The organism is Enterococcus sp. DIV0240d, from assembly GCF_051711245.1.
Taxonomy (GTDB): domain Bacteria; phylum Bacillota; class Bacilli; order Lactobacillales; family Enterococcaceae; genus Enterococcus_D; species Enterococcus_D casseliflavus.
Genome location: NZ_JBIOMG010000001.1, coordinates 342,147 through 362,804 on the forward strand (window position 1 = coordinate 342,147; position 20,658 = coordinate 362,804).

A 20,658-nucleotide genomic window follows, 5' to 3' on the forward strand; every position below is an offset into this window, starting at 1 on the left:
CGATGAAAGCGCCTTATGTTTAAGAATCGGAGAGGAAGTGATTAAAAATCAGTAAATGCAAGCAATTTGCTTCTTTTTTACTGATTAGAGGAGTATATTCGAAGTTGGAATTTTTCTTTATTTAGAATTATTTTAATGTACTTTTTATGAAATAGGAGGATGTAGGATGGATATTGTGACACTAGCGCGAATCCAGTTTGCGATGACGACGATTTTTCACTTTTTCTTTGTACCGTTTTCGATCGGAACTGGTGTCGTCGTTGCAATTATGGAGACACTTTATGTGATCAAAAAAGATGAAAAATATCGCCGGATGACGAAGTTTTGGGGAAATATTTTTCTATTGAGTTTTGCTGTCGGGGTCGTGACAGGGATCATTCAAGAATTTCAATTTGGGATGAACTGGTCAGACTATTCTCGTTTTGTCGGGGATATTTTTGGTGCGCCCTTGGCTTTAGAAGCTTTGTTGGCGTTCTTCTTAGAATCGACGTTCTTAGGACTGTGGATCTTTACATGGGATCGGGTCAGTCCCAAGCTGCACGCCACCTTTTTCTGGTTGGTGACGCTGGGTTCGATGCTATCGGCGTTTTGGATCTTAGCTGCCAATAGTTTTATGCAGCATCCAGTGGGGTATACCTTGAACAATGGCCGGGCAGAAATGACTGACTTCGGTGCATTATTGGCAAATCCACAGGTGTGGTATGAGTTTTTACACGTGATCACCGCTGCCATCACGATGGGTGGGATCATTGTTGCTGGTTTATCAGCCTTTCGTCTGTTGAAGAAAGACAAAGACATTGAACGTGATTTCTTCAAAAAATCAATGCGGATCGGTTTTGCGGTGGCATTGTTCGGTTCATTCACCGTCTTGCTAGCTGGGGATGAACAAATGAAATACTTGGTTGAAGAACAACCAATGAAATTTGCCGCAATGGAAGGGGCGTATGAAGATACTGGGAGTCCTGCGGCTTGGACCGTCGTTGCTTGGGCGAATGAAGCAGAACATCACCAAGTCTTCGGTGTTTCGATTCCATATATGTTGAGTATCTTAGCCTTCAATGAACCCTTCGGCTCCATCGACGGGATGGATACGGTCAATCAGCAATTGATTGAAACCTACGGCGATCGTAATTACTACCCGCCGGTCAACACACTCTTTTGGAGCTTCCGGATCATGGCTGGTTTTGGTGCCTTGATGCTGTTGGTTTCTGGTCTGGGGTTGTATTTTACGCGTAAGAAGAAACCGTGGCTCTTTGAAAAACGCTGGCTGCTTTGGGTAGTGGCGATCACTTTGTTCACCCCATTTATTGCCAATACAGCTGGTTGGCTGATCACGGAGTTAGGACGTTACCCATGGACGGTTTACGGCTTGTTTACGATCGAAGATAGTGTGTCACCAAACGTTTCCGTGACCTCACTCTTGATCTCAAACATCGTTTACTTCCTCTTGTTCTCTGGCTTAGGCGGAACGATGGTCTATCTGGTGAAACGGGAAATGGATCATGGACCTGAAAAAGAAGCCTTCGGCGAAATCAGCCAAGGAGACAACCAAGAAGGGTACGAAGACCCATTTGATAAGGAGGCGTTTGAAGGATGACCGGTCTGCAATTACTATGGTTCACGTTGATTGGGCTTTTATTTTCTGGCTTCTTCTTTTTAGAAGGGTTTGACTTTGGTGTGGGGATGTCTGTGCAGACATTGGCTCACAATGAAGAGGAAAAAGACCAGATCGTTAAAACGATCGGGCCTGTCTGGGATGGCAATGAAGTGTGGCTATTGACCGCTGGCGGAGCGATGTTCGCCTCGTTTCCATACTGGTATGCTTCTTTGTTCAGCGGTTTTTATTTGATTTTGTTATTGATCTTAGTCGGGTTGATCATTCGCGGTGTTTCCTTTGAGTTTCGAGCAAACTTCCCGAAAGAACACAAAAACATTTGGAACTGGACGTTGACGATCGGCAGTACGATCGTACCGTTTTTCTTCGGTCTGATGTTTGTCAGCATGATCCAAGGAATGCCTTTGGGTGAAGATGGCAACATGACGGCAACCTTTACGGATTACGTCAATCCCTTTTCAATCGTTGGCGGGATCGCGTTGACCTTGTTGTGCTACTTGCACGGATTAAACTATATCGCTTTGAAAACGGAAGGTCCGATTCGGGCACGGGCACGCAACTATGCAAGTATTTTTTATGGCATCTTATATGCAGGCTTAGTCGTCTTTGCTGTGATGCTTTACTTCCAAACGGATTTCTTCGAAAATCATTTTGCGACAACGCTTGGTTTGTTGCTCGTGATCGTTGTACTGACACTGATTGCAAATATCGGCGTCTTTAAAGGCAAAGAAATGATGGCTTTCATTGCGAGCGGCTTGACGTTGATCGCTTTGGTGGCATTGATCTTCACAGGGTTATTCCCAAGAGTCTTGATCAGTTCGATCGATTCAAGCTATGACCTGTTGATCGCTGATGCGTCTTCAAGCCGCTACACATTGAAGATCATGAGTTATCTCTCACTGACGATCTTGCCTTTCGTCTTGGCCTATACGGCTTGGAGTTACTATATCTTCCGTAAACGGATCAGTCATACGGAGGCGTTGGAGGGGTATAAATGATTGATAAACAAATCATGAAGCTCCCAGGAATGAAACAACTTTTAGGGCTGCTTGCGGGACTTTCGTTCCTGCAGGCGCTCTTCATTATTGGGCAGGCGTATGGATTGGCACGAGCCATCACTGGCTTATGGGAAGGACGACCATTAGAGGAACAGTGGGGCTGGATTCTGCTGTTCTTTTGTTCGTTTATCGCCCGACAAGCCGTTATCTATTTCCGTTCCAAAAGACTTGATGATTACAGTTACCAGCAAGCCGCCGATCTGCGGGATCAATTGTTGGAGAAATTGTTTCGGGTCGGTCCTCAGATCGCACAACAGCAAGGGACGGGGAATGTAACAACGATGGTCTTGGAAGGAATCAACCAAGTCGAAAACTACTTGAAATTGATTCTTGCCAAAATCATGAATATGTCGATCATTCCTTGGGTCATTTTGGCACTCGTTTTTTATCTGGATTGGGAATCCGGCTTGGTCTTGCTGTTGGTGTTCCCCTTGATCATCATTTTTATGATCATCTTGGGCTATGCCGCGCAAAGCAAAGCGGAAAAACAATACCGAACGTTTCAATTACTGTCCAATCATTTCATCGACTCCCTGCGAGGGATCGACACGCTGAAATTGTTTGGGGTCAGTAAAAAATATGGCAAGAGTATCTTTGCTTCCAGCGAACGGTTTCGGAAAGCGACGATGGCTTCATTAAAAGTCGGTATTTTATCGACCTTCGCCTTAGACTTTTTCACGACCTTATCGATTGCCGTCGTGGCAGTCTTGCTAGGCTTGCGGCTGATCAATGAAGGAATCTTGCTGTTTCCAGCGTTAACCATCTTGATTTTAGCACCAGAATACTTCTTGCCGATCCGCGACTTTTCCAGTGATTACCATGCAACCTTAGACGGGAAAAATGCGATGACTGCGGTGACGGAGATCTTGCATCAGCCCGAAGCCCAAGTACCGGCAGTAACGGTGCCTCGTTGGCAGGAAGACGCCCAGTTAACGATCGATCAGCTGGCGTTTTCCTACGAGGAAAAAGCGGCTTTGACGGATATCAACTTGAACGTGACTGGCTTCAAAAAGATCGGGATCATCGGTCTGAGCGGTTCTGGCAAGTCTACCTTGATCAATACTTTGAGTGGCTTTCTCGTGCCAGACAGTGGCGAGATCACTCTTGGAGGGGCGAAGACCACGGCCTTTCGCCAAGCAAGCTGGCAAGAACAGCTGATCTATATTCCGCAAAATCCTTATATCTATCGGTTGACCTTGCAGGAAAATGTCGCGTTTTATCAGCCGACAGCTACCAAAGAAGCCGTACTGAAAGCCATTGAAGTGGCAGGCTTGACTGAGCTTTTGGCGGAGCTGCCGCAAGGGTTGGACACGATGTTAGGTGAAGGGGAACGGCATCTAAGTGGCGGACAAGCCCAACGGATCGCTCTAGCCCGTGCCTTTTTAGACCAGCGACGAAAGATTCTTTTGTTTGATGAACCAACGGCTCATTTGGATATTGAAACCGAAGTTGCCTTAAAAGAACGGATGCTACCGCTGATGGAAAACCATTTAGTCTTTTTTGCAACCCATCGCTTGCACTGGATGGAAGAAATGGATGAAATCATCGTGATGGATCAAGGAAGAATCGTGGAACAAGGAACCTTGGCACAACTGCAGCAAAAGCAAGGTGCTTTTACAGAACTAGTCAATGGAATGAGGAGGGAACAGCTTGAATAAAATCGGCTTATTGCGCTCATTGAAAACTGATACGTGGGTCAAGCCTTTCTTGTCAAAATACAAAAACGTTTTGGCGCTGGCCTTATTCCTAGGCTTCTTGACCTTTTTCTGTGGTGGGGCACTGATGTTTAATTCTGGGTACCTGATCAGCCGCTCGGCATCGATCCCAGAAAACATTCTATTGGTTTACATCCCCATCGTACTGACCCGAGCGTTTGGGATCGGCCGTCCAGTCTTTCGCTATTTGGAACGGTTGACCAGTCATAGCTGGGTCTTGCGCATGACCTCTAATTTGCGATTGAAATTGTACAACGTAGTAGAAAAAGATGCGATCTTCTTTAAGCAAGCACATCGCACGGGGGATATCTTGGGCTTATTGGCAGAAGATATCAACCATATTCAAAACCTGTATTTGCGGACGATCTTTCCTACCGTGATCGCTTGGATCTTGTATGCGTTCTTGATCATTGGACTCGGCTATTTTTCTTGGTGGTTTGCTTTGGTGATGCTGCTGCTATTAGGAATCATCGTCTTTGTCTTGCCACTTTGGTCGGTGATCATCAACGGCGCGCGGCAAGAAAAGCAAAAACACATGAAAAACAACTTGTATACGACATTGACGGATAATGTATTAGGGGTTTCTGATTGGGTCTTCTCTCAAAGAGGCAGCGAGTACGTGGCTGCCCATAAGGAACTGGAAACGCAGTTGCGGGCGGTGGATGAACAGATGCTGTCCTTTGATCGCCGGCGTGATTTTCTTTTACAAAGCATCTTTGGAGTGATCGCTGTCGCATTGCTGCTTTGGACCAGCATTCGCTTTCCAGGTAACCACGGAGGAGCAGCCAACTGGATCGCTGCCTTTGTCCTGTGTGTCTTTCCTTTAGTTGATGCATTTGCGCCATTACCGTCAGCTGCTCAAGAAACCAATCGCTACAAAGACTCTATCGATCGCTTCAATGCATTGCCAGAAGAAAATCGCCAAGAGGTCTCCATGGAGCAACCGTCAGTACCTGAAGTGACGGGCCTCGTGTCGATCACAGTCAAGGACTTGCATTTTCAGTATCCTGAAGGCAAAGAAGTGCTTCATGGGTTGGATCTAACGATTCCTGCGCATCAAAAACTAGCGATCCTTGGTCGCAGCGGTTCTGGGAAAAGTACATTTGCCTCCTTGTTGCGAGGCGATCTGCAACCGACCCAAGGGTCAATCACCTTAAACGACCTACCTGTGACGGCATTGAGTGAGTCGATCTGTGACTTGATCGGTGTCATCAATCAAAGTCCCTATCTTTTCCATACGACCGTCTTGAATAATATTCGGCTAGGCAATGAGTCGGCTTCGGAAGAAGAAGTCTGGCGCGTACTGGAGCAAGTCGGGTTGAAAGAAATGGTGGCAGCTTTGCCTAACGGCTTGGCCACGATGGTGGATGAAGCCGGCTTGCGTTTTTCTGGTGGAGAACGGCATCGTTTGGCATTGGCGCGGATCTTGCTAAAAGACACTCCGATCATCTTATTGGATGAGCCAACCGTCGGCTTAGACCCGATCACGGAGCAAGGCGTGCTCGAAACCTTTTTCCAAGTGCTGGAGAACAAAACGATCATTTGGATCACCCACCACTTGCAAGGAATTTCGATGATGGACCGTGTGCTCTTTATTGAAGATGGTCAGTTGACCATGAGCGGAACACCTGCCGAATTGGCAGCAGAAAACAAACATTTTCAACACTTATTGGCCATTGACCAAGGACGACGATAAAAAAGAGCGTCCATCAATCAGTGATGGACGCTTTTCTTCTCATTGCTCTATGGCTCAGTAATTGCGCTGCAAGAGCAGTTCAGTTAATGAACGAATTTTGGCTTTGCTAGGTGCTTCGGGCAGCAGATCGATGTCGTCTAAGGCTTTTTGCGTGTAGGTGACCGCGAAAGCGCGCGCTTTTTCGACACCGCCGTAACGGACGACAAGATCCGCAACTTCTTGGGCTTCTGCCAAGGAGAGGGCTGCTTTTTTATTCAAATAAGGAGCGAATGCTGCAGGTGCCTGTTCTTTGGCAAATAGCAGCGGTAAGGTATAGACTCCTTGTGCCAAATCTTCTAGAATCGGTTTTTTCAAGGTGCCACTATCAGAGGTGTAGTCGAGAATATCGTCGAATACTTGAAAGGCGATCCCGATGTTGCGACCGATCTCACCCGCCCGCTCTTGGTTTTCTGTGTCGAGGCCGCCAAAATGAGCGCCTTCGAGACAAGCGAGCCAAAACAGTTCAGCGGTTTTGCCGTTGATGCTTTGCAGATAGTCGTCAATCGATTCATGGATGTTGTAGCGAGTGTGCATTTGATCAAGTTCACCTAAAAGGAGTCGTTTCATGGCTTGTGCGTTGGTTTTTAAAAACGGGGAGCCATTCATACTTTCGATCAAAAGCTCAAAAAATTGGGTGAACAAAAGATCACCCGTGTAGACCGCGATATCCTTGCCGTATTTGGCTTGAACAGTGACTTGACTGCGCCGCAGCGGCGAATCGTCAATGATGTCGTCGTGGATCAAAGTGGCCATGTGTAAAATTTCTAGAGAAGCAGCAATTTTTGTTAATTGGTCGGTTTTTTTATAATGGGGATCGCCTAAGTCAGCAAACAAAAAAAAGAGCGCTGGCCGCAGCATTTTTCCACCTGAATAAGTAAAGTCGATCAAAACATCTTGTATCTCTTTGTTACGAACAGTAACGTGTTCTTCAATGATGGAACATACGGTTTTCAATCGTTGTTCGATCGTCGGATAATCGATCCAAAAGTCAAACATAGTATAACCCTTTCTAACAGTCATTCAGCCCTTATTCTAGCGTAAAGGGGCGTGATTGACTAGTTTAATGCACTCGCTAAAGGAGGTGAAGTTGTGACGCTACCTGTATTTTTAGAACTTGTCGAATTTAAAGCAAAAACCGCCAGTATCTTGCCATTTTTCATTGGTGTCTGCTACAGCTGGTACAATTATCAAACGATTCATCTTGGCTATGTCCTATTGTATTTCATTGCCATGCTGATCTTCAATATGGCGGTGGATATTTTAGATAACTACAACGATTACCATCATGCCACAGAAGGGCATGATTACAAAGAAAAAACCAATATCATTGGTCGGGAACAGTTGTCTGTCAAATTGGTTTTTTGGTTGATGGTCTCCATGATCATCGTTTCCGCCGCCATGGGAATCGCCTTGGCAATGGTAGTTGGTTGGCCGCTCTTTTGGATGGGGCTGTATTGTTACCTAGTCGGGATCTTTTATTCCTCTGGTCCACGGCCGCTTTCTAGTTTGCCTTTAGGCGAGTTCTTTTCTGGCTTTACGATGGGCTTTATGATCTCATTGATCTGTGTCTACCTTAATGCCTATCAAACCTTTGAATGGAACATTGCCACGATCGGCAGTATTTTCTTGATCTCATTACCCAACACATTATGGATCGCCAACTTGATGCTGGCAAACAACATTTGTGATCTGGAAGAGGATGAAAAAAATGAGCGCTATACGCTGGTGCATTACCTTGGTAAAGCCCGTGCGTTGAAATTATTTATCACGATGAACGTCTTGGCGTTTGTTGCGATCATTGCCTCAGTTGCCCTCAACATTGCGCCTTGGTCACTGGTTCTGACCTTTTTCGCGGCGCCCTTTGTCTGGCAACAGACAAAACGATTTATGCAAAAACAAATCAAAAGAGAGACCTTCATTTGTGCCGTTCGGATCCTTGCGGTCGGAGCATGCGTACAAGTGCTGAGTTTTGCGATTGGTTTGATTTTATAATTTTTACAGCAAAGAAAGGAAGTAAGGAAACATGAAGGAAGTTGTCATTTTAGGAGCAGGGTATGCTGGATTGCGAGCATTGCACGTACTGCAAGGAGCAAAAGAAGCGTTTCACATCACATTGATCGACAAAAACGATTATCATTATGAGGCAACCGATCTTCATGAAGTTGCGGCCGGTACGCAACCAAGAGACCGCATTTGCTATCCCATCAATGATGTCGTTCGTCCCCAAAAGACCACCTTTGTTCAAAAGGAAGTGGCGTCGATCGATCGTAACCAGCAAGTGATCGTTTTTAAAGATCAATCCACGTGCACGTATGATTATTTGATCGTGGCGTTAGGCTTTGAATCAGAATCATTTGGGATCCCTGGGGTCGAGGAGCATGCGTTGGAAATGGTGGATGTCGACTCCGCAGAAAACATCTATCATCATTTGTTGAAACAAATGAAGGCATACAAAGAAACACAAAATCCTGACTACCTAAAAATCGTTGTCTGCGGTGCTGGTTTCACTGGAATCGAATTGCTAGGTTCATTGGTGGAAAACCGTAAAACCTTCGCGAAAGCAGCAGGTGTCAAACCAGAAGACATCAAACTGTACTGTGTCGAAGCAGTGACTCGTTTATTACCGATGTTTGATGAAAAACTATCGGATTACGGTATCAAAAATCTCGTTAAATGGGGCGTAAACTTCCTGACTGGTAAACCCATCAAAGCAATCAAACCAGGTGTCGTTGTCTATCAAAATGATGCCGATACAGGAGCAACAGCAGAATTATCAGCCAAAACCATCGTTTGGACCACAGGCGTCAGCGGCAGCCATGTGATGGCTGAATCAGACTTTTCTGCTCGTCGTGGTCGCGTGATGGTCAATCAAGACCTAACAGACCCTGATCATAGTAACGTCTATGTTGTCGGTGATGTTTCAGCAGTCATGGACCCAGCGACCAATCGCCCGTATCCAACAACGGCTCAAATCGCTTTGAAGATGGGGCAGCATGCGGGTAAAAATATCTTACGTCAAATGAACGGGGAAAAACCAGCAGATTTCCACTTTGAATCATTAGGTTCAGTGGCGTCGATCGGCAATACCCATGCCTTTGGCTTAGTAGGGAAAATGGGCATCAAAGGCTATCCCGCTTCCGTGGTGAAAAAAGCCATTATGGACCGTTCCTTGTACCAAACCGGTGGGGTCAAAGAAGTATTGGCGAAAGGCCGCTTCGACTTTTATCATTGAGCAATAGAAACAGCAGACTGCGAGGGTGACCTCGCAGTTTTTTTTCAAAAAAAGCAGCAGCGGTATCCCGCAGACTACTTTTTTCTCCCAGAAACTGCTATGATAGCCAAAAGAACAGAACAAAGGAGCAAGGACAATGCCAGAAGGCCAACGAGTGTTACAGGGAATGGGAACGGTGATCACGATTTGGGTGCAGCATGAAACCCCAGAAGTGATCTTAGAGGAAGCAGCCAAAAGAGCTGCGGCCTTTGAACAGCGTTTTAGTGCCAATGACCCGACGTCTGAGTTGATGCAGATCAATCAGCAGGCAGGACAAGGAGCGATCGCTGCCACACAGGAATTGTTTGAATTGATCGCACTAGGGAAAGCCCATAGCGTACCCAAAGATAGCTACTTAAATATTGCCATCGGTCCTTTGGTGCAGGAATGGCGGATCGGGTTCCAAGATGCTCATCTACCAACGCCTGAGAAAATCGCGGAGCTGCTGCCAAAGACTGATCCTGCCAAAATCGTTTTGGATGAAACGCTGCAGACCGTCGGGTTAGCTGCTGGCATGAAGCTTGATCTAGGGGCTGTGGCAAAAGGATATTTTGCTGATTTGTTGATGACCTATTTCAAACAGGTTGGTGTCACAGCCGCTTTGATCGATCTTGGGGGCAATGTGGTGACTTACGGCGATGCCCCGAGCCATCAAGATGGCTATTGGCGGATCGGGATCCAAAACCCTTTCTTACCAAGAGGGAATTTTGTTGCAGCGTTGAAGGTGCATAATCAATCAGTCGTTACATCAGGGATCTATGAACGAACCTATCAGGTAGCGGGCAAGACCTATCATCATATTTTTGATCGAGAAACGGGCTATCCGTTAGAGTCAGCCATTGCCAGTGTCACAATTCTCTCCGACCAATCGGTTGATGGAGAGATTTGGACGACCCGCTTATTCGGCAAAGAGCCACAAGCCATCTTGCAGGAGCTGGCGCCGTTAGAAGGGATCACTGGGTTAGTCATTACCAAACAAGGAGAACTGATCTATCCGCAAGAATTAGCCCGTTTGATCGAAACGCCAACAGCAGAATGAAAACAAGCAGCGATCACCTAGGAATATAGGTGGTGGCTGCTTGTTTTTTTGTAAAAAAAAGCTAGACGTGTTGCAAAAAGGTCTCGATCAAGTCCGCTTCGCTGTTTGACAATGCCCGTTCGGCTTGATGGGCAATAAAATAGGTGAGGGACAAAAGTTCCTCTGGCATCGGATAAAGATTAAAAGGAGTCGCGGTCGCTGCTTGCAGCACGCTTTCTGGTACGATCGCAATCCCAAGGTTGTTTTCTGCCAATGCTGCTGCTGTATAAATATTGCTGCTTTCTATGAGAACGGTCGCCTCTACTTTGTATTTTTGCAGCAATTGATCGATTTGACGCCGAATCGCCGAGCCGCTAGCGGTCAAAATCAACGGACTTTGCAACAAGTCTTTGACGGCCAATGAATCAGGTGCTAAATACCGCTTCTCTGGTTGATACAGGGGAGAACAAGGCGGAATGATCGCTAGATACCGTTCTTGATTGGTACTGTGGACTGTTAGATTCGGTGCGATCGTCTCAGGATTTTGTCCGATAAAAAAGTCCAGCTGCCCATTCAACAGTCGTTTTTCATTGTGTTTGGGCAGGTCTTCCCGCAAGAAAAAGTGCACGTTGGGATAGTGTTCATAATATGCAGGCAAAAAGAGTGGCAGCAGATAGGAACCAAGGCTGGGCAAGATGCCTAAGCGCAAAGAACGCTTCTCGGTCGCGGTATACCAAGACAGCCGACTTTTCAATTTGGCAGACTCTGTTTCCAAGGTTTCCAGATATTGATAATAGATTTTACCAGCTTCCGTCAGTTGAAAATGACCCGGCTGCCGATTGATGATGGGGGTCCCTAGCTCTTGTTCGGCACGTTTCACGGTTTGTGTCAAGTAAGGCTGTGAGATGTAGAGGTCTTTGGCGGCTTTGGTATAGTTGCTATGCTTTAACAAGGTATCGAGGTATTGCAGCATCAGATGGGAATCTTTAAGTGCCATTGCGTGGTCCTCCTAGTCATTTTTCTCATTATAACAAATTTGTTATCGATAGATAGTTAAATAAATATTTCACAAATAAAGAATTCAGTCGTACACTAAATGGGTACTTGGGGAAGATTTTTTTGTTTAGGAAGAAGCCTTTCATCTCAGTAGGTCTTAAAAACCAACTTGAGAAACGATTGAAAAAAGAAATCAAAGCCAATGGTCAAAAACTTTTTATTTATTGTTAAATGTTAAATTATTCACAATTAGGAGAGATGATAATGAAATTGATTGGAATCGTAGGAACCAACTCGACGCGTTCGACCAACCGTCGCTTACTGCAATTTATTCAAAGCCATTTTAGTGACCAAGCGGAGATCGAACTTTGCGAAATCAGTGATCTGCCAGCATTTAATGAACCAGAAGATCGGACGGCACCAGCGGCAGTCCAAGCCTTGTCAGAGAAGATCGAAGCAGCCGATGGGGTGATCATCAGTACACCAGAATACGATCACTCGATCCCAGCGGTGCTAAAAAGCATGATTGAATGGCTTTCTTATACGACGCGGCCTTTGATCGATAAACCAGTGATGATCACGGGTGCTTCTCTTGGTGCATTAGGTTCATCGAGAGCCCAAGCCCACTTGCGTCAGATCTTAGATGCACCAGAAGTAAAAGCTCGAATCATGCCGAGTGCGGAATTTTTATTAGGGCACTCCATGCAAGCCTTCGATGAACAAGGAAACTTGATCGATAGCGAAAAAGTTGCCGAACTAGAAGATTGTTTCAATGAATTTGTCTTGTTTGTCGAAATCACGAACCGTCTGGTCAGTGAATATTCAACGGCTAAAGAACGAGCAAAGAAATTTTCGTGGGAACAAGCATAAGAAAGAGAGGAACCAGTCATGAAATTTGTCGGCCTAATCGGAACGAACGCCAAAAAATCCACCAATCGCCAATTAGTGGCGTTTATGCAGCGAGAATTTGCTGCCCTAGCAGAAATTGAACTACTGGAAATCAAGGATGTCCCAATGTTCAATGAAACACAAGATCAAACCAATAGTGAAGTGATCCAACGGTTAAATAGCAAGATTTTAGCAGCCGATGGGGTGATCATTGCGACACCAGAGCATAACCATTCAATTCCTTCCGCATTGAAAAGCGTCTTGGAATGGCTCTCCTTCAATCTCCATCCCTTTGATGGCAAACCAGTGATGATCGTCGGTGCATCCTACGATGTACAAGGCTCTTCGCGAGCACAGCTTCATTTGCGCCAAATCCTTGATGCACCGGGTGTCAATGCGACAGTCATGCCAGGAAATGAGTTCTTGTTGGGACGTGCGCATCAAGCCTTTGATGAACAAGGCAATTTAAAAGATCAACGAACGGTCGATTTTTTGGAAAGCTGTTTCCGCAAGTTTGTTCGGTTTACGGAAGTCGCTAATTTGTTGAACGTACCAGAAGAAGTCGTTTATGAGCCTGGCGAATACACCGTCACAGCACCAGGACATAACGGGGATCTACCAATGGTCGTCAAATTGAGTGAAGAACGGATCGAAGCTATCGATATCGATACTTCTGGTGAATCCGAAGGGATCGCTGATGTCGTTTTCGTACGGATTCCTCAAGAGATCATTGAAGGGCAAACCTTAAATGTCGATGCGATCTCTGGTGCTTCGGTTACTAGTAACGGTGTCGTTGATGGTGTAGCAAAAGCTGTGAAAATGGCTGGTGCGAACCCAGATGTCTTGCGCAAACGGCCAAAAGCCGCCAGTGCGTTGCAAACAGAAGATGAAACGTATACCACCGATGTCGTTGTCGTAGGTGGCGGTGGCGCGGGTCTGAGTGCGGCTGCCAGTGTGCTACAAGCCAATAAAGATGTGATCTTAGTAGAAAAATTCCCAGCGATCGGTGGCAATACCGTACGTACTGGCGGACCGATGAATGCCGCGGATCCAAAATGGCAAAACGGCTTTTCCGCATTGCCTGGCGAACGCAGTGCTTTAGAAGAAGTGCTGACGATCGATGAGCAAGAGATCGATGCAGAATACTTACCAGACTTCAAAGCTTTGAAGGCACAAATCACTGTGTATCTTTCAGAAACGACGCCAGAAAAAGAATACTTGTTTGATTCTGCTTTGTGGCATCGAATTCAAACCTATTTAGGCGGAAAACGCAAAGATTTGAATGGTCAACCGATCTATGGGAAATACGAGCTAGTGAAGATCTTGACGGATCAAGCATTGGACTCAGTGAAATGGCTAGAAGAAATCGGCGTAGAATTTGATATGAACAATGTCGATATGCCAGTAGGAGCGAAATGGCGCCGAGGACATAAACCAGTCAAAAACGAAGGGTATGCCTTTGTCTCTGCTTTGCATCAATTCGTGAAAGAACATGGGGGAACGATCTTAACCGATACGCCTGTCAAAGAATTATTGATCGAAGATGGCAAGGTTACTGGAATCATCGGGGAAGGCCGTAACGGTCAAAAAGTAACGATCCATGCCAAAGCAGTGATTTTAGCTTCTGGTGGGTTCGGAGCGAATACGAAAATGTTGAAACAATACAATACCTATTGGACAGAGATCGAAGACGATATCAAAACGTCAAATTCACCAGCGATCACTGGTGACGGGATCAAACTAGGGGAAAGTGCTGGCGCGGACCTTGTTGGCATGGGCTTTTCGCAAATGATGCCCGTATCTGATCCAAACACAGGGGCTTTGTTCAGTGGCCTGCAAGTGCCACCTGCTAACTTTGTGATGGTCAATCAAAAGGGTGAACGCTTTGTCAATGAATACGAAAGTCGCGATGTATTGACCCAAGCGGCGATCGATAATGGCGGATTGTTCTATTTGATCGCGGATGAAGAGATCAAGAAAACCGCTTATAACACGAGCCAAGAAAAAATCGATAAGCAAGTAGCTGCTGGTACGCTGTTCCGCAGTGAGACCTTGGCTGGCCTGGCAGAGCAGATCAATGTTGATCCAGCCGTCTTAGAGGCGACCGTTGCGAAATACAACAGCTATGTGGATGCTGGGAAGGACCCAGAGTTTGGCAAAGATGTCTTCGACTTGAAAGTGGAAAAAGCACCTTTCTATGCCACACCAAGAAAACCAGCGGTTCACCACACGATGGGGGGATTGAAAATCGATCCGCAAACCCATGTGTTGACGAAGGAAGATCAAATCATTGAAGGGCTGTATGCAGCAGGGGAAGTTGCTGGAGGGATCCATGCTGGCAATCGCTTAGGCGGCAACTCGTTGACAGACATCTTTACTTTTGGCCGGATTGCTGGAAAAACAGCAGTCGCAGAACATCTCGAATAAAAAGCCTTGCGCGTTGTGTCTCGTCACGCGCGCTAGCTTTTGAAAAAACATGTGAATAAAGTAACATGCTTAAAGCAAAGGAGAGAAAAAATGGAAACAAAAATCAATCGCTGGCTGATTCTGATCGCTTCGACCGCGGTATTGCTGTGTACAGGCGCTGTTTACGCCTTTAGTGTTTTTGCAGGACCTCTTAGTCAATTAAAAGGCTGGTCCATGGAAGAGATCATGTTAGCCTTTACCATCAATGCCGCAGTTGGCCCGATTACCATGATTTTGGGTGGTTTGCTGACAGACCGAGGAGCCGCTAGATGGGTCATCGCTGGTGGAGGCGTGTTGTTCGGAGCGGGCTTCTTCCTGACGGGATTGGTCAACTCACCCGCCATGCTGTACCTGACTTATGGAGTCTTTGCTGGTTTAGGGCAAGGCTTTGCCTATTCGGCTTGTTTAAGCAATACGATTCGGCTATTCCCAGATAAACGGGGACTGGCTTCTGGCTTGATCACAGCAGGTATGGGTGGGGCAGCGATTATTGCCGCACCGATTGCAAATCGTTTGATCGAATCACAAGATGTACTAGCAGCGTTTCGGATTTTAGGGATCGCCTATATCGTGATCGTCTTAGTGGCTAGTCTGTTTATTCGCAAGGCACCAGAAGATTATCGCCCAGCAGGTTGGCAACCAGCGGCGCAAGGAAAAAATGGCCCACAAATCAATCTGAATTGGTTGGACATGCTAAAGACACCAACCTTCTACTTGATTATCGTTATGTTAGGGGCAGGGGCTTTCTCAGGTTTGATGATTGCTTCTAACGCATCGGTGATCGGGCAAAGTATGTTCGGTTTGACGGCAGCCGCCGCTGCCTTTTATGTCAGCTTGTACTCATTGAGCAACTGTTTTGGTCGGGTCCTTTGGGGCACCGTTTCTGATAAAATTGGTCGGACGAATACGTTGATGATCATCTATGGCGTGGTGGCATTGTCCTTATTCCTATTGACACTTGGTCAGACAACCGTGATCTTCACTGTCGGGATCATCGGTTTAGGACTGTGCTTCGGGGGCGTGATGGGGGTTTTCCCATCGATCGTTATGGAAAATTACGGACCGATCAATCAAGGAGTCAACTATGGGATCGTCTTTATTGGTTATTCTACGGCGGCATTCTTTGGGCCTAGAGTGGCAGCAGCAATCGCTGAAAGCAACCAAGGAGATTATACAAAAGCCTTTTATACGGCAATTTTCTTGGCGGTTTTTGGGCTCATTCTCAACATTGGCTATGCGATGCTGAAAAAAGCCAAAAAGCCTGCACCTGTTATTAAATAACAATTCACCCAAAGTAGTCTTTTTGATAAAGGCTGCTTTTTTGGTGCCAAAACCACTCTTTTTTCTTTTTTTAAAACAGAGGATTGGCGGATGAAGCAAAAGAGAAAACTGTTTCATAGCAAGAAATTATCTCGTTGATTTCACTGTTTTTTCATCTTAACCCCCCATTTTTTAATAAATCGTGTTACAATAAAAAAAGGCTAATACGACGGAGGGATTAAATGACAATTCGTAAAGAACGACGCCGCTTAGAAAAGCGCTTGAAGCGCACACAATATACCCAAAAAAGTATTACGATGGCTACTACTTTAGTAGCGGGATCAACGTTTATCCCGACCTTAGGGCATGCGGCTGAAACGGCAACGACAGAAACTAGCAATGACCTCAAGGTCGTTGAACAAACAACAAACACTACACCAGAAACCGATAGCACACCGGTTGAGGAAACCACAGAATCGACGACAGCACCTGTTGTGACCGAAGAAACTTCGGAAACGACGGAGGAGTCAGGGACTAACGCAGTCACTGAGGGATCAGAAACAGCGACGACAGAAAGCACAACAGTCGCTAGTGATGAAGCCTTAGAAGCAGATGAAGTACCATCAGCCCTTTCGGATTTGACCAGTCGGGCATTATTTTCACGGGCAACGATCGATCCGGCTGCCTTTATCAGTCAGATTTGCGGCTATGCAACGGAAGTAGCGGCAGCAAACGATCTGTATGCCTCTGTCATGATGGCACAAGCGATTTTGGAATCTGGCTGGGGCGCATCAACTTTGACGACCACGGCCAACAATATGTTTGGGATCAAAGGTAGCTATAATGGTCAATACGTGACGATGGATACCTATGAAGATGATGGTTCAGGCAATTATTATTTGATCAGCGCCAAGTTTCGGAAATACCCATCATTAAAAGAGTCTTTTGAAGACAATGCGTATGTGTTGCGCAACACGAGTTTTTCTAGCGGCAACTACTATTACAGCGGTGCGTGGAAAAGCAATACGACCTCTTACACGCAAGCGACCGCTTGGCTGCAAGGGCGGTATGCAACCGATACTTCTTATGCCAGCAAATTAAACAATTTGATCAGTACGTATAATTTAACGCAATATGACACTGGCAGCTCAAATGCAGGCGGCGGCAATAGCAATGAAACGATCGTCAGTGATGAAACAGCGATCAATCAGCAAATGAAAACCACGTCATCCATGAATATTCGTTCGGATGCCTCCACCAGTGCCTCTATTACTGGTTCGTTAGCAGCCAATACGACGTTTACGGCAACGGCGACCAAAACGGGCACCAGCGTCAACGGCAACACCACGTGGTATAAAATTTCTGGCAAAGGCTGGGTCAGCGGTGCATATTTGACGAAGGTTTCGACCGATGATTCAAATAACAATAGCGGATCAGGCAACACCGGTTCTGACAATAGCAATTCTGGCACGACGATCAACAAAAAAATGAAGACGACGGAAGCGATGAATATTCGTTCCAGCGCTTCTACTAGCGGATCAGTGGTAGGATCACTTAGCAAAGGCACGACCTTTACAGCCTCTTCTATGAAAACCGGCACATCAGTCAACGGCAACAAAAATTGGTACTATGTCTCTGGCAAAGGTTGGGTCAGCGGTGCCTACCTTACTGAAGTGACCAACAATAATGCTTCTGAAGCAGAAAAAGAAGACAACAGTTCAAGCATCAATCAAAAAATGAAGACGACGGCCGCATTGAATGTCCGCTCGGATGCTTCTACCAGCAGCCGTGTCGTGACGACGCTTGGTCAAGGGGTGACCGTTACCGTGACAGCGAAAAAGAACGGCACTTCAGTGGAAGGCAATAAAACGTGGTACTACGTTTCTGGCAAAGGTTGGGTCAGTGGTGCCTACTTGACAACAACCAGCAGTTCTTCCAATAACAGCGGTTCAACGACGACAAATCAGAAAATGAAAACCACCGAGATTTTAAATGTTCGTTCCGACGCTTCTACCAGCAGCAGTATTACTGGTTCTTTAAGTAAAGGGGCAACCGTCACGGTTACCGCAACAAAAACCGGGACGACCGTCAATGTCACGAACAAATGGTATTATGTTTCTGGCAAAGGCTGGGTCAGCGGTGCCTACTTGACAGCTGCTAGCAGTGGGTCTTCTAATACGAATACCAGCAGTAGTTCAACGAAGACGCACACGGTGAAATCAGGTGACAGCCTATGGTCACTGGCACAAAAATACAACACCAGTATCAGCCAAATCGCATCATGGAACAAGATCAACAGCAGCTATACGATCTATGTCGGGCAAAAGTTGATCGTTTCTAAATAATAAGCAAAAGCAACCGCGTGTATGCCATTGGCTCACGCGGTTTTTTATGCTGGATCAAGCGTTCACTAAGCTGCTAGCGGTTTATCAAGAAACTACTTGTTTTTCGTAAGCGCAATCAAACTATTTGGTCAATCAGGGAACCCTGCGTTAGAATGAAAGAAGCAATAGAAATTGCTAGTTTTAAAAGAATTGCTTCAGAACCAGAACAATCGAAGCGTACACAAAATAAGGAGGATTTCACATGCACAACAGAAACCTAACGATTATTGGCAGTTACGACACTCGAACAGAAGTATTACCGGTTATTGAGCAATTGACAAACGAAGGCTATGGCAAAGACGATATCGTGCTGTATGCGAATCAAACAGTCATCGATCAATTTGGGTTAGAATCCATCGATGATGTGGAAGTGGAGCATGCTGCTAGTGAAGACGAAGATCGTTCGCTTTGGGAAAAAATCAAAGATGCGTTTTCTTTTGGCGATTCAGATCACAGAGACGATGAACATGATCCATTATACGGCTACCGAGATGACATCGAACGAGACAAACTCGTTGTCGGCGTCTACGATTATCAGCCGATGGACAAAATAACGGATCGTGATGCAGATACTGGGCCAATCATCGATCAACCGTTACCAGGTGAAACAGCGATGCCCGATGAGTCCGTTCATCCAACACCGCGCATGGGAGACAGTGATATTGAAGCACCGATCCATGACCCGAATCATCTGCGAAACTTATAAGTAAAAGAATTTCTTAAGTAAAGGAACCATTAAAGCCAGAGGAACGAGCATCCGTCGCACCTGCCAACCCTTAGTGAAGGGATGGGCCCGCAGGTGATCGACCGTCGCCCTCGGGCTTTTTTTGTTGCGCAACGGGCATCCATGTCTTTGTCATCTTTGAAAATAAAACTTAATTTGTTGACGATTGCTTTTTTTTGTATAATATAAGAATGAGATAGATCATTGACGGAAGGTCCAACCATATTTTTGGGAAAGGATGGGGAGTGCGATGAAATTCAAGTTCAATATGCAGTCGGCATTAGTCAGTTGTTTTGTTGCGGTTTTTTTGAGTGTGGCGATCAATCAAGATGCCAATGCCTTTGTTGCCGCGCCCTTTGTTCGAGATTCTTCCAGTAGTTCCTCCGAGCCACCTTACCAGACCGCAAGCAGCAGTATCGAAGAAACCTCTGATTCCAGTCAGATTTTTTATGAAGCCAGTGTTAGTTCGTATACACCGTCTTCAACGACTAGTCGCTCGATCGAAGCGTCGACAAATGAAGGCACGTCTGTTTCTGTAAGCGAAATAGAGACAGAGCCTAGCGTCAGTACTTCTGCAAGTAACGAAAGCAGTTCGAGTACCGCGCCGAGTGGCGGCTCAACGACCACCAGCGATACCTCCAGCAGTAGCGCTAGCAGCAGTTCTTCAAGCTCTTCGTCTACGAGTTCGACCAGTACTACAACAAGCAGCTCCAGCAGTGAAACGACTGAACCGTCTTCGGAAACCTCCAATAGCGATGACGAAGCTGCGGAAGATACGAGTGAAAACGTTGATCTAACAGTCGAAGGGGTCAACTGATCCCAGTTTATAAGGAAAACCAGTCCAATCCAAAGGCACCATTTCAGCTAGGCTTTATGCCTAGCTTTTTTATTTGCTTGTGTGAAGGAGTCACGCCCGGCCATTGCCATAAACAGGCTTTTTCGTGGCTGCGTCCCCATAAAGCAGCTATCCCTTTTGACTAGTGAAAAAAGCGACTACCCTCAGTCCTGCGTGTTTATTTCCTTCCTTCCTAAAAAAAGCTGCACTTGCAAGCATATCGTAAAGTGATTTTGAACAGTTTCGCTATAATAAGTGTGAGGAGGGGTGTTATGGGAAAGTATTTTAAGCACTTCGAAAAAATGATTAGTGTGATTGTTGATATTATGTTAGGACTGTTGGTTCTGTTGGTTTTGGTGGTGATGGCGGAAGCGATCTACAAAATCGTCATCCATGTGATCCCGCTGCATGAAGTCAGTGATCTTTCCTTATTGATCGAAGAGATCGCGACATTGTTTATTTTACTGGAAATTATTTTGATGTTATTGCGTTACGTAAAAGAAGGTCACCATATTCCGGTGCGTTACTTGATTTTGATCAGTATTACAGCAATTTTAAGAGAGCTGCTTTTGGCACAAGGAAAAGGGTTAGAAACGCTCTTTTTGGCCTTAGCGATCTTGGTCTTGATCATTGTGCTGCAGGCGTTGGAAAAACTCAAAGCCTTTCATAGTTCTAAAGGACTGTAAAAAAAAT

General features: G+C 45.8%; 16 protein-coding genes. 14 read left to right on the forward strand and 2 right to left on the reverse strand.

Going from position 1 to position 20,658, the window contains the following annotated elements; genetic code table 11:
- The first annotated feature begins 166 nt into the window (after nucleotides 1-166).
- The 4 genes from IGJ25_RS01625 to cydC are packed head-to-tail and all read left to right on the forward strand — an operon-like array spanning nucleotide 167 to nucleotide 6,084.
- Nucleotides 167-1,597, forward strand: coding sequence for a cytochrome ubiquinol oxidase subunit I (locus IGJ25_RS01625; protein WP_015508715.1), 1,431 nt, complete (start codon nucleotides 167-169; stop codon nucleotides 1,595-1,597).
- The gene (cydB, locus tag IGJ25_RS01630; protein WP_005226530.1) at nucleotides 1,594-2,613 is read left to right on the forward strand and encodes a cytochrome d ubiquinol oxidase subunit II; all 1,020 of its coding nucleotides are present in this window, start codon (nucleotides 1,594-1,596) and stop codon (nucleotides 2,611-2,613) included. Before IGJ25_RS01625 ends, cydB begins: the two co-directional genes overlap by 4 nt.
- The gene (cydD, locus tag IGJ25_RS01635) at nucleotides 2,610-4,331 is read left to right on the forward strand and encodes a thiol reductant ABC exporter subunit CydD (RefSeq protein WP_225000671.1); all 1,722 of its coding nucleotides are present in this window, start codon (nucleotides 2,610-2,612) and stop codon (nucleotides 4,329-4,331) included. The genes cydB and cydD overlap by 4 nt, the downstream gene beginning before the upstream one ends.
- The gene (cydC, locus tag IGJ25_RS01640; RefSeq protein ID WP_225000670.1) at nucleotides 4,324-6,084 is read left to right on the forward strand and encodes a thiol reductant ABC exporter subunit CydC; all 1,761 of its coding nucleotides are present in this window, start codon (nucleotides 4,324-4,326) and stop codon (nucleotides 6,082-6,084) included. The genes cydD and cydC overlap by 8 nt, the downstream gene beginning before the upstream one ends.
- A gap of 54 nt (nucleotides 6,085-6,138) precedes the next feature.
- Here cydC and IGJ25_RS01645 read toward each other — a convergent pair whose 3' ends face one another.
- Nucleotides 6,139-7,119 (reverse strand): polyprenyl synthetase family protein, encoded by a 981-nt coding sequence (locus tag IGJ25_RS01645; RefSeq protein WP_005226544.1) that lies wholly within the window; start codon nucleotides 7,117-7,119, stop codon nucleotides 6,139-6,141.
- A 93-nt stretch (nucleotides 7,120-7,212) separates the two neighbouring features.
- On the opposite strand from IGJ25_RS01645, the gene IGJ25_RS01650 reads away from it, so the two are divergent.
- The 3 genes from IGJ25_RS01650 (at nucleotide 7,213) to IGJ25_RS01660 (ending at nucleotide 10,433) form a co-directional block, all read left to right on the forward strand.
- A complete protein-coding gene (locus IGJ25_RS01650; RefSeq protein WP_005226546.1) occupies nucleotides 7,213-8,115 on the forward strand; it encodes a prenyltransferase in 903 nt (300 codons plus the stop codon).
- Nucleotides 8,116-8,146: 31 nt separating this feature from the next.
- Nucleotides 8,147-9,355, forward strand: coding sequence for an NAD(P)/FAD-dependent oxidoreductase (locus IGJ25_RS01655; protein WP_005226547.1), 1,209 nt, complete (start codon nucleotides 8,147-8,149; stop codon nucleotides 9,353-9,355).
- A 136-nt stretch (nucleotides 9,356-9,491) separates the two neighbouring features.
- A complete protein-coding gene (locus IGJ25_RS01660; RefSeq protein WP_225000669.1) occupies nucleotides 9,492-10,433 on the forward strand; it encodes an FAD:protein FMN transferase in 942 nt (313 codons plus the stop codon).
- 61 nt (nucleotides 10,434-10,494) lie between these two features.
- Here the strand turns inward: IGJ25_RS01660 and IGJ25_RS01665 are convergent, their stop codons facing one another.
- A complete protein-coding gene (locus IGJ25_RS01665; protein WP_010748521.1) occupies nucleotides 10,495-11,409 on the reverse strand; it encodes a LysR family transcriptional regulator in 915 nt (304 codons plus the stop codon).
- Between the two features lie 263 nt (nucleotides 11,410-11,672).
- On the opposite strand from IGJ25_RS01665, the gene IGJ25_RS01670 reads away from it, so the two are divergent.
- From IGJ25_RS01670 to IGJ25_RS01700, 7 genes are all read left to right on the forward strand, one after another.
- Nucleotides 11,673-12,278 carry an NADPH-dependent FMN reductase gene (locus tag IGJ25_RS01670; RefSeq protein WP_005226550.1) on the forward strand — a complete coding sequence of 202 codons (606 nt, stop codon included), beginning with the start codon at nucleotides 11,673-11,675 and terminating at the stop codon, nucleotides 12,276-12,278.
- 18 nt (nucleotides 12,279-12,296) lie between these two features.
- Complete coding sequence (locus IGJ25_RS01675) at nucleotides 12,297-14,723, forward strand: flavocytochrome c (protein ID WP_225000668.1); 2,427 nt, start codon at nucleotides 12,297-12,299, stop codon at nucleotides 14,721-14,723.
- A gap of 90 nt (nucleotides 14,724-14,813) precedes the next feature.
- Entirely contained in the window at nucleotides 14,814-16,043 is a 1,230-nt protein-coding gene (locus IGJ25_RS01680; RefSeq protein WP_225000667.1) for an L-lactate MFS transporter, read from the forward strand.
- A gap of 221 nt (nucleotides 16,044-16,264) precedes the next feature.
- On the forward strand, nucleotides 16,265-18,367 hold the full coding sequence (locus tag IGJ25_RS01685) for an SH3 domain-containing protein (protein WP_225000666.1): 2,103 nt from the start codon (nucleotides 16,265-16,267) through the stop codon (nucleotides 18,365-18,367).
- 241 nt (nucleotides 18,368-18,608) lie between these two features.
- Nucleotides 18,609-19,112 carry a general stress protein gene (locus IGJ25_RS01690; protein ID WP_128489212.1) on the forward strand — a complete coding sequence of 168 codons (504 nt, stop codon included), beginning with the start codon at nucleotides 18,609-18,611 and terminating at the stop codon, nucleotides 19,110-19,112.
- 268 nt (nucleotides 19,113-19,380) lie between these two features.
- A complete protein-coding gene (locus IGJ25_RS01695; RefSeq protein WP_225000665.1) occupies nucleotides 19,381-19,947 on the forward strand; it encodes a hypothetical protein in 567 nt (188 codons plus the stop codon).
- Nucleotides 19,948-20,237: 290 nt separating this feature from the next.
- The gene (locus tag IGJ25_RS01700; protein ID WP_195265596.1) at nucleotides 20,238-20,651 is read left to right on the forward strand and encodes a phosphate-starvation-inducible PsiE family protein; all 414 of its coding nucleotides are present in this window, start codon (nucleotides 20,238-20,240) and stop codon (nucleotides 20,649-20,651) included.
- Nucleotides 20,652-20,658 lie beyond the last annotated feature (7 nt).

Excerpts from the sequence above, each read along its gene's own strand:
- cydB (WP_005226530.1), top strand. The coding sequence starts at position 1,594 with ATGACCGGTCTGCAATTACTATGGTTCACGTTGATTGGGCTTTTATTT.
- IGJ25_RS01695 (WP_225000665.1), top strand. The coding sequence starts at position 19,381 with ATGAAATTCAAGTTCAATATGCAGTCGGCATTAGTCAGTTGTTTTGTT.
- IGJ25_RS01690 (WP_128489212.1), top strand. The coding sequence starts at position 18,609 with ATGCACAACAGAAACCTAACGATTATTGGCAGTTACGACACTCGAACA.
- IGJ25_RS01680 (WP_225000667.1), top strand. The coding sequence starts at position 14,814 with ATGGAAACAAAAATCAATCGCTGGCTGATTCTGATCGCTTCGACCGCG.
- IGJ25_RS01670 (WP_005226550.1), top strand. The coding sequence starts at position 11,673 with ATGAAATTGATTGGAATCGTAGGAACCAACTCGACGCGTTCGACCAAC.
- IGJ25_RS01660 (WP_225000669.1), top strand. The coding sequence starts at position 9,492 with ATGCCAGAAGGCCAACGAGTGTTACAGGGAATGGGAACGGTGATCACG.
- IGJ25_RS01700 (WP_195265596.1), top strand. The coding sequence starts at position 20,238 with ATGGGAAAGTATTTTAAGCACTTCGAAAAAATGATTAGTGTGATTGTT.
- IGJ25_RS01665 (WP_010748521.1), bottom strand. The coding sequence starts at position 11,409 with ATGGCACTTAAAGATTCCCATCTGATGCTGCAATACCTCGATACCTTG.
- IGJ25_RS01625 (WP_015508715.1), top strand. The coding sequence starts at position 167 with ATGGATATTGTGACACTAGCGCGAATCCAGTTTGCGATGACGACGATT.
- IGJ25_RS01655 (WP_005226547.1), top strand. The coding sequence starts at position 8,147 with ATGAAGGAAGTTGTCATTTTAGGAGCAGGGTATGCTGGATTGCGAGCA.
- IGJ25_RS01645 (WP_005226544.1), bottom strand. The coding sequence starts at position 7,119 with ATGTTTGACTTTTGGATCGATTATCCGACGATCGAACAACGATTGAAA.
- IGJ25_RS01675 (WP_225000668.1), top strand. The coding sequence starts at position 12,297 with ATGAAATTTGTCGGCCTAATCGGAACGAACGCCAAAAAATCCACCAAT.
- IGJ25_RS01685 (WP_225000666.1), top strand. The coding sequence starts at position 16,265 with ATGACAATTCGTAAAGAACGACGCCGCTTAGAAAAGCGCTTGAAGCGC.
- cydD (WP_225000671.1), top strand. The coding sequence starts at position 2,610 with ATGATTGATAAACAAATCATGAAGCTCCCAGGAATGAAACAACTTTTA.